This window comes from Pseudomonas sp. PGPR40 (genome assembly GCF_022014505.1).
Lineage (GTDB): Bacteria > Pseudomonadota > Gammaproteobacteria > Pseudomonadales > Pseudomonadaceae > Aquipseudomonas.
On the sequence record NZ_JAKLSP010000015.1, the window covers coordinates 116,169 to 131,282 of the forward strand.

Consider the following 15,114-nt stretch of genomic DNA (forward strand, 5'->3'; position numbering starts at 1 on the left):
ATGTAAAACCCGGAATTATTTCAGGGTTTTACAGAGCTGAATTCATTTAAAGCCCGCTAGTCCTGATTGAACTCCACCTGAAAACGGCAGCCATGGGGTTCCATGTTCGTCAGGCTGACACTCCAGCCCTGGTTCTCGCAAATCCGCTGCACCAGCGACAGCCCCAACCCCAGGCCCTCGCCGCGTTTTTCGTTGCCGCGCACGAAAGGCTCGAACATCGCCTCGCGTTTTTCCTCGGGAATGCCTACACCACTGTCCTCGACCACGAACCCTGTATCCGTCAGGGCGAGGCGGATGTAGCCGCGCTCGGTGTAATGCAGCGCATTGCGCAACAGGTTGCCCATCACCGCATGCAGAAGGGTCGCGTTATAGCGGGTGTCCGGCGGATTGCCCGGCTCAAAGTTCAGCGTCAGACCTTTGGCTTCGATCGGCTCGCGCCATTGGCCGAGCAGCCCGTCGGCCACCTGGCTCAGGGTCTGTTGGGGAGCCATGCTGGCATCTTCGTGTTGAGCACGCGCCAACATAAGGAAGGTTTGCACCAGCTCGCGCATCTCGGCACACGCACGGGCGATTCGCTCGACCTGGGCACGGCCGCGCTGATCGATGCCAGGGTTTTCCAGCAACAGCTCACAGGAACTGGCCAACACCATCAACGGCGTGCGCAGCTCGTGGCTGACATCACTGGTGAACAATCGCTCACGGGTCAATGCCTGACGCAAACGCCCGAGGGTGGCATCGAAGGCCACGGCCAGCTCGCCCACTTCATCGGCGGCATAGTCCGGCGCCAGCGGCGGCGCCAGGCCCAGTAACTGATCGCGATGACGCACCTGACGGGCCAATCGCACCACCGGCGCCATGACCTTGCGCGCCAGCACCCAGCCAAGAAATACCGCCAATGCCAGGCTCAGGACGAAACCTGTCAGCACCACGGCAAACAGCACCCGTTCACGCTCTTCGAAATCGCTCTGGTCCTGCAACAGCACGTAGCGCCGACCGTCGACGATTTCGACCATGGCGTGATACGACAGTTGCTCACGAAAAACTTCGTGAAAGCCCGAGTCCAGATGCCGCAAATCCTTGGGCAAATCGAAGTCGCCCGGCCCGCCGCTGAAATAGAACAGCTGATCCGGCTCAGGGCGGTGGCTCCAGTCCGACACGCTGTCCATCAGCAACAGGCGTTGCAAATCGCCGCCCAGACCCGCCGAAATCAGTTTTTCTTCCACCAGGTGCACGGTCGCCACAATGCCCATGGCGAAGGCTCCCGCCACCAGTGCGCTCATCAACGCAAAGGCGATGATGATCCGCTGAGCAAGACTTTGCTTAAACTCCATCACGGCCCTCGGCCAAGCGATAACCGACGCCGTGCACCGTGTGCAGCAAGGGTTTGTCGAATGGTTTGTCGATCACCTGACGCAGTTGATGGACATGGCTGCGCAGGCTGTCGCTGTCCGGGCAGTCATCGCCCCACAGGGCTTCTTCGAGAACCTCGCGGCGTAACACATGAGGGCTTTTCTGCATCAATACGGCCAGCAACTTCAGGCCCACCGGGTTAAGTTTTAGCAGACGGCCTTCGCGCGTCACTTCCAGAGTATCGAGGTCGTAGCTCAGATCACCGACTTGCAAGGCACGGCGACCGCCCCCTTGGGCACGGCGCATGACCGCCTCGACCCGCGCGGCCAGTTCGGACAGGGCAAAGGGTTTGATCAGATAGTCATCCGCACCGGATTTGAAGCCTTGCAAACGGTCATCGAGTTGATCGCGGGCGGTGAGCATGATTACCGGCGTGTCGCGGCGGGCGTCTTCGCGCAGGCGTTTGCACAGGGTGTAACCGTCGATGCCAGGCAGCATGATGTCGAGCACGATCAAGTCATAGTGCTCGGTGGCCGCCAGGTGCAGGCCCGACAGACCGTCCTGCGCGCAATCCACGGTGTACCCCTTGAGCCCAAGATAATCGGCCAGATTGGCCAGGATATCGCGGTTGTCTTCAACCAATAGAATTCGCATCGGCACCTCCTCCGTACACAGTAACGGCTGTCTTGGCGCGCAGCTTAAGGCCAAGTGTGGCTCAGGGATAGGGTGGCGTGCGGGGGGGAATCCGACAAAAAAAGCCTGAGATGACCTTAACAACTTTTTCACCATCGATTCACAGGCTGACGACAGAGGCGTGTTCAGACTCCCCGCGGTTGCGCCCTTCAGAACATTTCACTCACCAAGGAATTGCCATGGTTTCGACCGCCGCCCGCCCCGCTTCCAGGCCACTGAATGCCTGGCTGTGCCTGGGAGTGCCCGCCATTGCGGCGATCACCCTGCTGTTGCTCGAACTGACGTCCCTGGACATGGACCTGGCCAAGCGGTTCTATGACCCGATCGCTGGCGAGTTCATCGGACGACACAGTTTCTTCCTGGAAAACATCCTGCATGACCGGGCCAAGCAAGTGGTCATCGCCTTTTCAATGCTCGCCATCCTCGGCTTCGTCAGCTCCTTTTTCATGGAAAGGCTCAAACCGTTCAAACGTGAACTGGGTTGCCTGGTGCTGTCTCTGGCGCTGGCAACATCGTTCGTCACCCCGGTCAAAGCGCTGACGGCGGTGCAATGCCCATGGAGCCTGGAGCAATTCGGCGGGCACGAAACCTACAGCGAACTGCTCAGCCCGCGCCCGCACACCGATAAGCCGGGGCGCTGCTGGCCCGGTGGGCATGCGGCGACTGGCTTCACGTTGTTTGCGCTGTTTTTCGTCTTGCGCGATCGTCGTCCGCGTCTGGCGCGCAAAGCGTTTGTCTTCGCCTTCGCGTTGGGCTCGGTGTTTTCCATCAGCCGGATGATGCAGGGCGCGCACTTCTTCTCGCACAATGTGTGGACGGCGATTTTCTGCTGGCTGATTTGTCTGGGGGTGTATTACTACATTCTTTATCGACCGGTTTCCAAGGCTGAGCGGGTAGCCAACGCAGAGCCTGTCAGCGCCTGAGCTGACGCCTTCGCGGGCAAGCCTCGCTCCTACAGGTTCATGGCGTGCGCGGATATTGCGTCCGACTCAATACCTGTAGGAGCGAGGCTTGCCCGCGAAGGGGCCATCATTAACAACACAACTTTCTGACAAGCAATAAAAAACCCCGCCTGCTTAACCGCAGGCGGGGTTTTTATGTACGGGGTAAGGCTGGCTTACATCATGCCGCCCATACCACCCATACCGCCCATGTCTGGCATGCCGCCGCCAGCTGGTGCGTCGTCCTTGATCTCGGCGATCATGGCTTCGGTGGTGATCATCAGGCTGGCAATCGACGAAGCCGCTTGCAGAGCCGAACGAGTCACTTTGGCCGGGTCCAGGATACCCATTTCGATCATGTCGCCGTATTCGCCAGTCGCAGCGTTGTAACCGTAGTTACCCGAACCCTGCTTGACCTTGTCGACGACTACGCTTGGCTCGTCGCCGGAGTTGGCAACGATCTGGCGCAGTGGCGCTTCAACAGCGCGACGCAGCAACTGGATGCCAACGTTCTGGTCATCGTTGTCGCCTTTCAGCTCGGAGATAGCCTGCAGCGCGCGAACCAGTGCCACGCCGCCGCCAGGTACCACGCCTTCTTCAACGGCTGCACGGGTAGCGTGCAGGGCGTCTTCAACGCGGGCTTTCTTCTCTTTCATTTCAACTTCGGAACCAGCGCCAACCTTGATCACCGCAACGCCGCCGGACAGCTTGGCCAGACGCTCTTGCAGTTTTTCACGGTCGTAGTCGGACGAAGTATCAGCCACTTGCTGACGGATCTGCAGAACGCGAGCCTGGATGTCAGCCTCAACGCCGGCACCGTCGATCACGGTGGTGTTTTCTTTGGACAGGATCACGCGCTTGGCATTACCCAGGTGTTCCAGGGTAGTGCTTTCCAGGCTCAGACCGATCTCTTCGGAGATAACGGTACCGCCAGTCAGAACAGCGATGTCCTGCAGCATGGCCTTGCGACGGTCGCCGAAGCCTGGAGCCTTGACGGCTGCGACTTTAACGATGCCACGCATGTTGTTCACAACCAGAGTCGCCAGGGCTTCGCCTTCAACGTCTTCGGCCACGATCAGCAGTGGACGGCCGGCTTTGGCAACGGCTTCCAGTACTGGCAGCATTTCGCGGATGTTGGAGATCTTTTTGTCGACCAGCAGGATCAGCGGACCGTCGAGCTCGGCAGTCATGGTCTCTGGCTTGTTGACGAAGTACGGGGACAGGTAGCCACGGTCGAACTGCATGCCTTCAACAACCGACAGTTCGTTTTCCAGGCCCGAGCCTTCTTCAACGGTGATCACGCCTTCTTTACCGACTTTTTCCATGGCTTCGGCAATGATGTCGCCGATGGAGTTGTCGGAGTTGGCCGAGATGGTGCCGACCTGGGCGATCGCCTTGGTGTCAGCGCAAGGCTTGGACAGGGCTTTCAGCTCTTTGACGATCGCGATGGTCGCTTTGTCGATACCGCGCTTCAGGTCCATCGGGTTCATACCGGCAGCGACGGCTTTCAGGCCTTCGTTGACGATCGATTGAGCCAGAACGGTAGCGGTGGTGGTGCCGTCGCCTGCGTCATCGTTGGCACGGGAGGCAACGTCTTTGACCAGCTGCGCGCCCATGTTTTCGAAGCGATCTTTCAGCTCGATTTCTTTGGCAACGGAAACGCCGTCCTTGGTGATGGTCGGAGCGCCGAAGCTCTTCTCGATGATCACGTTACGGCCTTTAGGGCCCAGGGTCGCTTTTACTGCGTCAGCCAGGACGTTGACACCGGCGAGCATTTTCTTGCGGGCGGAATCGCCGAATTTAACTTCTTTAGCAGCCATGATCGATATTCCTTAAATACTTTGTAGTAGCGGGAAAATGAGCGGGGAATCAGCCTTCGATGACAGCGAGGATTTCGCTTTCGCCAATAACCAGCAGGTCTTCGCCGTCAACCTTCACAGTGTTGCTGCCGGAGTAAGGGCCGAACACAACCTTGTCACCCACTTTCACGGACAGCGCACGCACTTCACCGTTGTCCAGCACTTTGCCTGGGCCTACCGCGAGGACTTCACCCTGGTTTGGCTTTTCAGCAGCCGAACCTGGCAGGACGATACCGCCAGCGGTTTTCTTTTCTTCTTCGCTGCGACGGACGACGACGCGGTCATGCAGAGGACGAAGCTTCATTGTCGATCTCTCCTAATTGTGGTTTTCATCGGCCGGTGTAGTCCCGGCGGGTTTAACAAATCCGGCGGCGCCGGGTGCGGTTCGTCAAGCGAACCGCAGAAGTCTGTCTGGCACAATTGCCAGAAACCTTGCGGTGACCGTTACATAAGGGCGTACAAGCTTATTTCAAGGGCACAGGGCGAAAATTTTTTACGTTGATGCCCTGAAAACGAACACGGCACCCGAGGGTGCCGTGTCGATGGAAGTGTTACTTGGAATCGCGGTGTTCGAACTCGCCTTCGATCACATTGGGCTCACGGCCCAGTGGCTGCTGCGGAGCAGGACCACCTCGTGGCTGAAGGTCATCGGCGAATGCACGCTGACGCATCGCTTGTTCCTCGGCGCGCAGACGCATTTTGTTGGCCAACAGTCGACGAGAGATCGGCAGCAACATGATCAGACCCAGCACGTCGGTGACGAAGCCCGGCAGGATCAACAGGCCGCCCGCCAAGGCCAGCATCAGGCCTTCGAGCATGGTCTGAGCTGGCAGTTCGCCGCGGTTCAGGCTTTCACGGGCGCGCAGCGCAGTAGCCAGACCGGCGATACGCAGCACGAACACGCCAAGCATCGAGCCGAGAATGATCAGCAGCAGGGCCGGGAAAAACCCGATCGCCCCACTGACCTTGACGAATACGAACAGCTCCAACACCGGGAACAGTACAAAGAGCAACAAAAAAGGGCGCATCAAATGGTTCCTCAACGCAAGAATGCCTTGCCAGTCTTCCTTAGATGACGTCGCCGTTTCGTGAATTCAAGCGTCGGCCACTTCATTTTTCGGCCAATGCTCGGCGTGAGCCAGGAAAACCAAGGCTTCGCGTACTTGTGTCGGCGTATTACAGGGTGTTTGAAACGGCAGCCAGTAGAGTCCCTGACCGATGCGCAGATGCATGCCTTCGCTGTCGATGCCGGCCAATTGCGCCGGTGCAGTTTTCGGTAACCCCGCCAGCTCGACGTAGTGGGCGATCGCTTTGGCGTGATCGGCATTCATGTGCTCGACCATACTCACTTCGGCCTTGCCGGCGAACGGGTTGGCGAGGGTCAACTGATCGATCCAGTGAATCGCACCGAAGCCGCCGATGTAGCGGTGACGTACCTCATTGAGCACCCAGAAATCGAAATCATGGGCTTTGTGATAGTTCTGCGAATCGGGGAAATAGCGGTAGTAACGCTCGGCGGCCGCTTCGATGGCAGCGGTGTCCTGGAGCTTTTCTGCCTCGGCGAGGTAAGTCAGGCGACCAACGGCTTGTACGTCTTCGGCTTCACGCTCACCCACCAGCAGCGAACATTTCGGATCTTTCTGCAGGTTGTGAGTGTGCTGGGCGATGCGGCTGATAAGGATCAGCGGCCGGCCCTGTTCATCCAGACAGTACGGAACCACGGAGCCAAACGGGAAACCGGGCATCGCTTTGGAGTGTGTCGAGAGCACTCCACGGTATTCCTTGAGAAGCAATTCTCGTGCATGCTTAGCCACTACAACGCTCAATTTATGACTCCTTATGTAGAATCCGTCGAAAAAACGGACAGGCACCTGGATAAAAGTTCCAGCACGCCATAGGGGCAGTTCTCATGTGCAGCCAGGCCACATCAGGCTCAGATCGAGAGGCCCTTTGGAAGGAAAACCACTCAGATCTGCTATGGGGCTATGCGAATGCAACTCACTGACAAAGTAATCATTATCACCGGCGGTTGCCAGGGTTTAGGTCGTTCCATGGCCGAGTATCTTGCAGGCAAAGGCGCGAAGCTGGCGCTGGTGGACCTGAATCAGGAAAAACTCGACGCCGCCGTCGCGGCTTGCCAAGCCAAGGGTGTCGAGGCTCGCGCCTACCTGTGCAACGTCGCCGATGAAGAACAGGTGACCCACATGGTCACCCAGGTGGCCGACGACTTCGGCGCGATTCATGGCCTGATCAACAACGCCGGCATTCTGCGCGATGGCCTGCTGTTGAAGGTCAAGGACGGCGAAATGACCAAGATGAGCCTGGCCCAATGGCAGGCGGTGATCGACGTCAATCTGACCGGCGTGTTCCTGTGCACCCGTGAAGTCGCGGCAAAAATGGTCGAGCTGAACAACAGCGGCGCGATCATCAATATCTCGTCGATTTCGCGCGCCGGCAACGTTGGCCAGACCAACTACTCCGCCGCCAAGGCCGGTGTCGCTGCGGCGACCGTGACCTGGGCCAAGGAACTGGCACGTTATGGCATTCGCGTGGCGGGCATTGCGCCGGGCTTCATCGAAACCGAGATGACCCTGAGCATGAAGCCCGAAGCGCTGGAGAAAATGACGTCGGGGATTCCGCTCAAGCGCATGGGTAAACCTGAAGAAATCGCCCAGTCGGCGGCCTACATTTTCGAGAACGACTACTACACCGGTCGGATTCTGGAATTGGATGGCGGGTTGCGGATTTAAGGTTGGCGTAATCACAATGTGGGAGCGGGCTTGCTCGCGAAGGCGGTGTGTCATCCAACAGATAAGTTGACTGATCTACCGCCTTCGCGAGCAAGCCCGCTCCCACATTGGATCGCATTTCTTCAGCGAATCAATCGTCGCTGACGGTGATGTTCGGCATCGCCGGCGTTGCCGCTTCCTGCAACACAATCCGCGCGCCGACATGGCGGGCCAGTTCCTGGTAAACCATCGCAATCTGACTGTCCGGCTCGGCGATCACCGTTGGCTTGCCACCATCGGCCTGTTCGCGAATCAGCATCGACAGGGGCAACGAAGCCAACAGTTCGACACCGTACTGATTGGCCAGCTTCACACCGCCGCCCTCACCGAACAGATGCTCGGCATGCCCGCAGTTGGAGCAGATGTGCACGGCCATGTTTTCCACCACGCCCAGCACCGGGATGTTGACCTTGCGGAACATCTCCACGCCCTTGCGCGCGTCCAGCAATGCCAGATCCTGTGGGGTGGTCACGATTACCGCACCGGCCACCGGGACTTTCTGCGCCAGGGTCAGCTGGATATCGCCGGTGCCTGGCGGCATGTCGATGACCAGATAATCCAGATCGCCCCAGGCCGTTTGCGTGACCAGTTGCAACAGGGCGCCGGACACCATCGGCCCGCGCCAGACCATCGGCGTGTTGTCGTCGGTCAGGAAGGCCATGGACATCACTTCGACGCCATGGGACTCGATCGGAATGAACCACTTCTGATCCTTGACCTTTGGTCGGGTACCTTCAGGGATGCCGAACATGATGCCTTGGCTCGGGCCGTAGATATCCGCGTCGAGAATCCCGACTTTGGCGCCTTCACGGGCCAGCGCCAGGGCCAGGTTGGCAGCCGTGGTGGACTTGCCCACGCCACCCTTGCCGGATGCCACGGCCACGACGTTCTTGACGTTGGCCAGCCCCGGAATCTGTGCCTGAGCCTTGTGCGCGGCGATCACGCTGGTGATCTCGACGCGCGCAGTGACGACGCCGTCCAGGCCTTCGATGGCCAGTTGCAGCAACTGCGCCCAGCCGCTCTTGAACAGACCGGCGGCGTAACCCAGTTCCAGCTGGACGCTGACGCGATCACCCTGGATATCGATGCTGCGCACGCACCCGGCGCTGACCGGGTCCTGGTTCAGATAAGGGTCGGTGTATTGGCGAAGGACGGCTTCCACCGCTGCGCGATTGACGGCGCTCATGGGCAACTCCGATAGCAAGACTGGAAAATCAGGCGGGTATCCTAACCGTTCTACATCATAGACGGCATGCCCCACGATGATTTGTGGCAAACACATCCCTGTGGCGAGGTAGCTTGCTCCCGCTCGACTGCGCAGCAGTCGTAATCCAGTGACGCGATCCTTCTGTCGGAACCGGGTTGCCGGGATTGGGGCGGCTTCGCCACCCAGCGGGAGCAAGCTCCCTCGCCACCAAAGCCCTCTTGCACCCGGCAAACTCATCACCACCTTTTTCAGGGGCGATGCATCCGGAAACAGGCCCGAAGGGTGAAAAATATGCGCCGGCGCTTTATAGTGGCCGACCTCCGTTTCATCAAGTAGCCGAGCCCCATGTCCGAGCCACGCAAGATCCTCGTCACCAGCGCCCTGCCCTATGCCAATGGTTCGATCCACCTCGGCCATATGCTGGAATACATCCAGACCGATATGTGGGTGCGCTTTCAGAAGCATCGCGGTAATCAATGCATTTATGTCTGCGCCGACGACGCCCACGGTTCGGCCATCATGCTGCGCGCAGAAAAGGAAGGCATCACCCCGGAACAACTGATCGCCAATGTCCAGGCTGAACACAGCGCCGACTTTGCCGAGTTCCTGGTGGACTTCGACAATTTTCACTCCACTCACGCCGAAGAAAACCGTGAGCTGTCGAGCCAGATCTACCTGAAGCTGCGCGACGCCGGGCACATCGCCACGCGCTCGATCACTCAGTACTTCGACCCGGAAAAGAAAATGTTCCTGGCCGACCGCTTCATCAAGGGCACCTGCCCGAAATGCGGTACCGAAGACCAGTACGGCGACAACTGCGAAAAATGCGGCGCGACCTACGCGCCCACCGACCTGAAGGATCCGAAGTCGGCAATCTCTGGCGCCACTCCGGTGCTCAAGGATTCCCAGCACTTCTTCTTCAAGCTGCCGGACTTCCAGGAAATGCTGCAAGCCTGGACCCGCAGCGGCACGTTGCAAGACGCCGTGGCCAACAAGATCGCCGAATGGCTGGACGCTGGCCTGCAACAGTGGGACATCTCCCGCGATGCGCCATACTTCGGCTTCGAGATTCCTGACGAGCCAGGCAAGTATTTCTACGTGTGGCTGGATGCGCCAATCGGCTACATGGCCAGCTTCAAGAACCTCTGCAACCGTACGCCGGAACTGGACTTTGACGCGTTCTGGGGCAAGGACTCCACTGCCGAGCTGTACCACTTCATCGGCAAGGACATCGTCAACTTCCACGCCCTGTTCTGGCCAGCGATGCTCGAAGGCGCCGGTTTCCGTAAACCGACCGGCATCAACGTGCACGGCTACCTGACCGTCAACGGCCAGAAGATGTCCAAGTCCCGTGGCACGTTCGTCAAGGCGCGCACCTACCTGGATCACCTGTCGCCGGAATACCTGCGCTACTACTACGCCGCCAAGCTGAGCCGTGGCGTCGACGACCTGGACCTGAACCTCGAAGACTTCGTGCAGAAGGTCAACTCCGACCTGGTCGGCAAAGTCGTCAACATCGCCAGCCGTTGCGCCGGTTTCATCCATAAAGGCAACGCTGGTGTGCTGGTAGCCGGCAATGCCGCGCCGGAACTGACCGATGCCTTCCTGGCCGCAACGCCAAGCATTGCCGAAGCCTATGAAGCTCGCGACTTTGCCCGCGCCATGCGCGAAATCATGGGCCTGGCCGACCGCGCCAACGCCTGGATCGCCGACAAGGCGCCGTGGTCGCTGAACAAACAGGAAGGCAAGCAGGATGAAGTCCAGGCCATTTGCGCCCTGGGCATCAACCTGTTCCGCCAACTGGTGATTTTTCTCAAACCGGTACTGCCGCTGCTGGCCGCCGATGCCGAGGCATTCCTGAACGTCGCGCCGCTGACCTGGAACGACCACGCCACCTTGCTCAGCAACCATCAGCTGAACGAGTTCAAACCGTTGATGACCCGCATCGACCCGGTAAAAGTGCAAGCCATGACCGACGCCTCGAAAGAAGACCTGACCGCCAGCGCAACCGACACCGGCCAAGCGGCACCTGCCGGCAATGGTGAACTGGCCAAGGATCCGCTGTCGCCAGAGATCGAGTTCGACACCTTCGCTGCCGTAGACCTGCGCGTTGCGCTGATCGTCAAGGCCGAAGCCGTGGAAGGTGCCGACAAGCTGCTGCGCCTGACCCTGGACATCGGTGACGAGCAACGCAACGTGTTCTCCGGGATCAAGAGCGCTTACCCGGACCCGTCCAAGCTCAATGGTCGCCTGACCATGATGATCGCCAACCTCAAGCCCCGCAAAATGAAATTCGGGATCTCCGAAGGCATGGTGATGGCGGCAGGCCCCGGCGGTGAAGAAATCTACCTGCTGAGCCCCGACAGCGGCGCCAAGCCGGGTCAGCGCATCAAGTAAAGCCCTGCGGTAAACCGATCCCACAGTCGTGCCCGGCGCGACTGTGGGATTTTCATGTCTGGCCCACCCTCCTTCCTTGCCGGATAATGCCTAACCTTGTTAGACAGGCCTCTTTTTGCCGGCACGATCATGACCGAACTGCTTCTTACGCTTATCAGCGCTGCCCTGATCAACAACCTCGTGTTGCATTGGCCGCTGGGCATCGATCCGGTGCTGGGCAGCGAGCGGCCACAGGTCCACGCGCTGGGCATCGCGACAACGTGCCTGATGCTGATCGTCGGCACGCTCGGCTATGCGCTCTATCACTGGCTACTGGTGCCATTGGGGCTGACGTCGCTGCGTCTGTTCGTGTTTCTGCCGCTGAGCGTTCTGCTGATCGCCCCGCTGCTGAAGCTGCTTTCACGGTTATTGGCGACGCTTTCATTCGATGGCCTCTGGCCCCTGCTGCTGGGGAATGCCGGGGTGCTTGGGCTGACGTTGCTCAACGCTCAAGACGACAAGGGAATTTTTTACGCCATAGCCCTGAGCCTTGGCGCCGGGCTGGGTTTCTGGCTGGTACTGAGTCTGTTCAGCGACTTGCGCCAGCGCACACTCGATAACGATATCCCCCTGCCCTTTCGTGGCCTGCCGATCGAATTGATCGGCGCCGGATTGATCGCGGTGGTTTTTCTCGGATTCAGCGGGCTGATCAAAACATGAGTCTGATTCAACGCATCGATGCCCTCTTGCCGCAGACCCAATGCGGCAAGTGTGGCCACCCCGGATGCAAACCCTACGCCGAAGGCATTGCCAGCGGCGAGCCGATCAACAAGTGCCCACCGGGCGGCAGCGAAACCATCGCCGCCCTGGCCGACCTGCTGAAAGTGCCAGTACTGGAACTGGACGTCAGTCGCGGTTCGGCACCGGCACAGATCGCTTACATCCGCGAAGCCGAATGCATCGGCTGCACCAAGTGCATTCAGGCCTGTCCGGTCGACGCCATTGTCGGCGCGGCGAAATTCATGCACACGGTCATCGTCGACGAATGCACCGGTTGCGACCTCTGCGTGGCGCCCTGCCCGGTGGATTGCATCGAGATGCATCCGTTACCGCTGGCCACGGTGCTGCCGATTGTCGGCGGGCTGGCGTTCAGCCTGGAGGAACAACAGGCCCGGGCCGCCAAGCGTAATCACGCGCGACGCCGTTTCGAACAGCGAAATGCCCGACTGCATCGCGAAGAGCAACAGAAACTCGCCGAACGCCAGGCCCGCGCCCAACGTGCTGCGCAGCCCAGCGAAGTAGCGCTCGACCCGGTTCAGGCCGCACTCGAGCGCGTCCGCGCACAGAAGGCCGCCAATGCCGATGCGGCACTGAAAAAGGCCAAGGTCGATCTGGCGATGAGTCGGGCGCAGCTGAACAAATCGCTCAAGGCTTTTGGGCATCCGCCAACCTTCGAACAGCAATCGCAACTGATCGTGCTGCAACAGCAGTTCGAAGCCGCCGAACAGGCACTGGCGCAACTGGAAACCAATGTACCTGTGATGCTTGCGCCGCCTGTTCCGGCCAAAGATGCCGAGCTGAAACGGGCGAAGATTCAGTTGGCCATGCGCCGCGCCGAACTCAAGAAAGCGCAAACAAACGAAGCGCCGGCCGAACAGATCGAAGCGTTACAACGTGCGCTCAGCGAAGCCGAGCGCCAGGTGGAGGCTTATGCTGCCCCTTGAATCGGTGGACGAACGCCTTCAGCAGGCCATGAAGCTGGTATTGCTGGCCACTGTGCCGGGGATGCTGATGTTGTTCTGGCTGTACGGCTGGGGGGTGTTGATCAACCTGATTCTAGCGGCGGCTACCGCGCTGGCTGTAGAAGCGGCGGTATTGCAGCTGCGCAAGCAACCGGTAAAACCGACGGTGAGCGACGGCAGTGCGCTGGTCAGTGCGACGCTGTTGGCGCTGGCCTTGCCGCCTTATTGTCCGTGGTGGCTGACAGTCAGTGCTGCGGCGTTCGGATTGTTTTTCGGCAAGCACTTGTATGGCGGCGTCGGCAAGAATCCGTTCAATCCGGCGATGCTCGGTTTCGCGCTGGTGCTGGTGATGTTTCCCCAGCAAATGACCCATTGGCCGGCGTCCCATGGCATGGATTTGTTCGGTGGGATGCAACAGGTGTTCGGCTTCAGCTTCGGCCAGGCACCCGATGCGTGGGCCCAGGCCACGGCGCTGGACAGTCTGCGAATCAACAAAAGCCTGACCATGGAAGAACTGTTCGCCGGCAATCCAGCACTCGGCCGTTTTGGCGGCCGAGGCGTGGAATGGGTCAACCTGGCGTTTCTGGCGGGCGGTGCGTTTCTGTTGCAGCGGCGGGTATTCAGCTGGCATGCGCCGGTCGGCATGCTCGCCAGCCTGTTCGTCATCAGCCTGTTGTGCTGGAACGGTACGGGCTCCGACTCAAATGGCTCGCCACTGTTTCATCTGCTTACCGGCGCAAGCATGCTCGGTGCCTTTTTCATCGTGACGGAACCGATATCCGGCCCGAAAAGCCCCACTGCCCGATTACTGTTCGGCGCAGGCGTGGGGTTACTGACTTACCTGATTCGGACGTGGGGCGGGTATCCGGACGGGCTGGCCTTTGCGGTTTTGCTGATGAACCTCTGTGTACCGGCGCTGGAGCGGTTTGCCGCGTCCAGACAGGAGCAAGTTGCCCCATGAGCCGAACGACGAGCGTTGTGATTCTGGTAGTGCTGGCGGGCCTGGGGATGGGCGCGACCTACCTCGTGCAGCACACCAGCGCCGCGCGCATTGCCGCCGAACAACGCCTGATCGACAGCCGCCAGTTACTGGATCTGCTACCGCCCGGCAGCTACGACAATCAGCCACTGGAGCATCCCCTCCGCCTCGAAAGCACTCGCCTGGCCAACAGTACGCTGCTGGGGGGCTACCTGGCGTCCAAGGCTGGCCAACCGAGCGTTGTGTTGCTGCGTAGTCAGACATTGGGCTATGCCGGCTCCATTGAGTTGCTGATCGCCATCGACCCCCAAGGCAAGCTAGTGGGGGTCAAAACCCTCAAGCAATCGGAAACCCCAGGACTGGGCGGCAAGCTCGCCGACTGGCCCAATGCCTGGCTTCAGGTGTTTACCGGTAAATCCCTGACCGACCCCAGTGATAATGGCTGGGCCTTGAAAAAGGACCAAGGGCAGTTCGATCAGATCGCTGGCGCGACCATCACCTCAAGAGCGGTGATCAATACCACCCATGACGCACTGCGCTACTTCGATGAACACCGGCAACCGCTGATCGGGAGCAGCGCTCATGAATAAGTCATCGACCCTGCAGAACTCGCTGATGCTTACGCCGTTGATCGGCGTCACTGATTCATTGGTAACGGCTTTGGGCCTGTGGCTGATGTTCGCCCTGGTGCTCAGCGCTTACGGTGTGAGCATGGGCGTCTTGCGCTCGCGACTGATTCCGGCAACACATTTGCTTGCCTGCCTCTTGCTGGCCGCCACGCTGACCAGTTGCGCGGAGCTCGCCACGCAAGCCTGGTCGCTTCAATGGCACCAGCATCTGGGTTTCTACACCGGATTGATCGCCTTGCAATGCGTCGTGCTGGAACACAACGGTTTTTTCCAGAGCCCACGGCGTGATCGACTGCGTCTGTGTGGCCTGTTCGGCGCCTTGATGGTGGGCCTGGGCCTACTGCGCGAGTTCATCGGCAACGGGACACTCGGTAGTCATCTGTCCTGGCTGGCCAGTGCCACGCAGCCGGACTGGCAAGGCTGGACGCTGATCGTCGACGGCGGCCTGCATCTGGCAACACTGGCCCCTGGCGGGTTTATTCTGCTGGGACTGTTGATCGCCGCACATCAGGCCTGGACCCGCCGCCCAGCGACCTCACATTGACCGCC

General features: G+C 59.7%; 15 protein-coding genes. 8 read left to right on the forward strand and 7 right to left on the reverse strand.

All coding sequences use genetic code 11. The features are described from left to right. Window positions 1-56: 56 nt before the first annotated feature. Complete coding sequence (locus MEB48_RS14815) at window positions 57-1,331, reverse strand: sensor histidine kinase (RefSeq protein ID WP_237884902.1); 1,275 nt, start codon at window positions 1,329-1,331, stop codon at window positions 57-59. Then, complete coding sequence (gene colR / locus MEB48_RS14820) at window positions 1,321-2,004, reverse strand: two-component system response regulator ColR (RefSeq protein WP_237884903.1); 684 nt, start codon at window positions 2,002-2,004, stop codon at window positions 1,321-1,323. Before colR ends, MEB48_RS14815 begins: the two co-directional genes overlap by 11 nt. A gap of 218 nt (window positions 2,005-2,222) precedes the next feature. On the opposite strand from colR, the gene MEB48_RS14825 reads away from it, so the two are divergent. Continuing rightward, the gene (locus MEB48_RS14825) at window positions 2,223-2,966 is read left to right on the forward strand and encodes a phosphatase PAP2 family protein (RefSeq protein ID WP_237884904.1); all 744 of its coding nucleotides are present in this window, start codon (window positions 2,223-2,225) and stop codon (window positions 2,964-2,966) included. A gap of 194 nt (window positions 2,967-3,160) precedes the next feature. Here the strand turns inward: MEB48_RS14825 and groL are convergent, their stop codons facing one another. From groL to MEB48_RS14845, 4 genes are all read right to left on the reverse strand, one after another. Further along, the gene (gene groL, locus MEB48_RS14830; protein WP_027922861.1) at window positions 3,161-4,804 is read right to left on the reverse strand and encodes a chaperonin GroEL; all 1,644 of its coding nucleotides are present in this window, start codon (window positions 4,802-4,804) and stop codon (window positions 3,161-3,163) included. 49 nt (window positions 4,805-4,853) lie between these two features. After that, a complete protein-coding gene (locus tag MEB48_RS14835; protein WP_237884905.1) occupies window positions 4,854-5,147 on the reverse strand; it encodes a co-chaperone GroES in 294 nt (97 codons plus the stop codon). 247 nt (window positions 5,148-5,394) lie between these two features. Continuing rightward, entirely contained in the window at window positions 5,395-5,871 is a 477-nt protein-coding gene (locus MEB48_RS14840; RefSeq protein ID WP_038981886.1) for an FxsA family protein, read from the reverse strand. A 66-nt stretch (window positions 5,872-5,937) separates the two neighbouring features. Beyond that, complete coding sequence (locus tag MEB48_RS14845; RefSeq protein WP_237884906.1) at window positions 5,938-6,669, reverse strand: HugZ family pyridoxamine 5'-phosphate oxidase; 732 nt, start codon at window positions 6,667-6,669, stop codon at window positions 5,938-5,940. A gap of 165 nt (window positions 6,670-6,834) precedes the next feature. Here MEB48_RS14845 and MEB48_RS14850 point away from each other — a divergent pair, with 165 nt between their 5' ends. Then, a complete protein-coding gene (locus MEB48_RS14850) occupies window positions 6,835-7,593 on the forward strand; it encodes an SDR family oxidoreductase (RefSeq protein WP_237884907.1) in 759 nt (252 codons plus the stop codon). 130 nt (window positions 7,594-7,723) lie between these two features. Here the strand turns inward: MEB48_RS14850 and apbC are convergent, their stop codons facing one another. Then, entirely contained in the window at window positions 7,724-8,818 is a 1,095-nt protein-coding gene (gene apbC / locus MEB48_RS14855; RefSeq protein WP_008069516.1) for an iron-sulfur cluster carrier protein ApbC, read from the reverse strand. 366 nt (window positions 8,819-9,184) lie between these two features. Here apbC and metG point away from each other — a divergent pair, with 366 nt between their 5' ends. The 6 genes from metG to MEB48_RS14885 all read left to right on the forward strand — a co-directional run bounded on the left by metG (window position 9,185) and on the right by MEB48_RS14885 (window position 15,109). Continuing rightward, window positions 9,185-11,236, forward strand: coding sequence for a methionine--tRNA ligase (metG, locus tag MEB48_RS14860; RefSeq protein WP_237884908.1), 2,052 nt, complete (start codon window positions 9,185-9,187; stop codon window positions 11,234-11,236). 129 nt (window positions 11,237-11,365) lie between these two features. After that, window positions 11,366-11,935, forward strand: coding sequence for an Rnf-Nqr domain containing protein (locus tag MEB48_RS14865; RefSeq protein ID WP_237884909.1), 570 nt, complete (start codon window positions 11,366-11,368; stop codon window positions 11,933-11,935). Then, the gene (rsxB, locus tag MEB48_RS14870) at window positions 11,932-12,939 is read left to right on the forward strand and encodes an electron transport complex subunit RsxB (RefSeq protein WP_237884910.1); all 1,008 of its coding nucleotides are present in this window, start codon (window positions 11,932-11,934) and stop codon (window positions 12,937-12,939) included. Before MEB48_RS14865 ends, rsxB begins: the two co-directional genes overlap by 4 nt. Continuing rightward, a complete protein-coding gene (locus MEB48_RS14875; RefSeq protein ID WP_237884911.1) occupies window positions 12,926-13,918 on the forward strand; it encodes an RnfABCDGE type electron transport complex subunit D in 993 nt (330 codons plus the stop codon). The genes rsxB and MEB48_RS14875 overlap by 14 nt, the downstream gene beginning before the upstream one ends. Next, window positions 13,915-14,526, forward strand: a complete 612-nt coding sequence (locus tag MEB48_RS14880) for an RnfABCDGE type electron transport complex subunit G (protein ID WP_237884912.1) — start codon at window positions 13,915-13,917, stop codon at window positions 14,524-14,526. Before MEB48_RS14875 ends, MEB48_RS14880 begins: the two co-directional genes overlap by 4 nt. Then, window positions 14,519-15,109 (forward strand): Rnf-Nqr domain containing protein, encoded by a 591-nt coding sequence (locus tag MEB48_RS14885; RefSeq protein ID WP_237884913.1) that lies wholly within the window; start codon window positions 14,519-14,521, stop codon window positions 15,107-15,109. The genes MEB48_RS14880 and MEB48_RS14885 overlap by 8 nt, the downstream gene beginning before the upstream one ends. The last annotated feature ends 5 nt before the right edge of the window (window positions 15,110-15,114 follow it).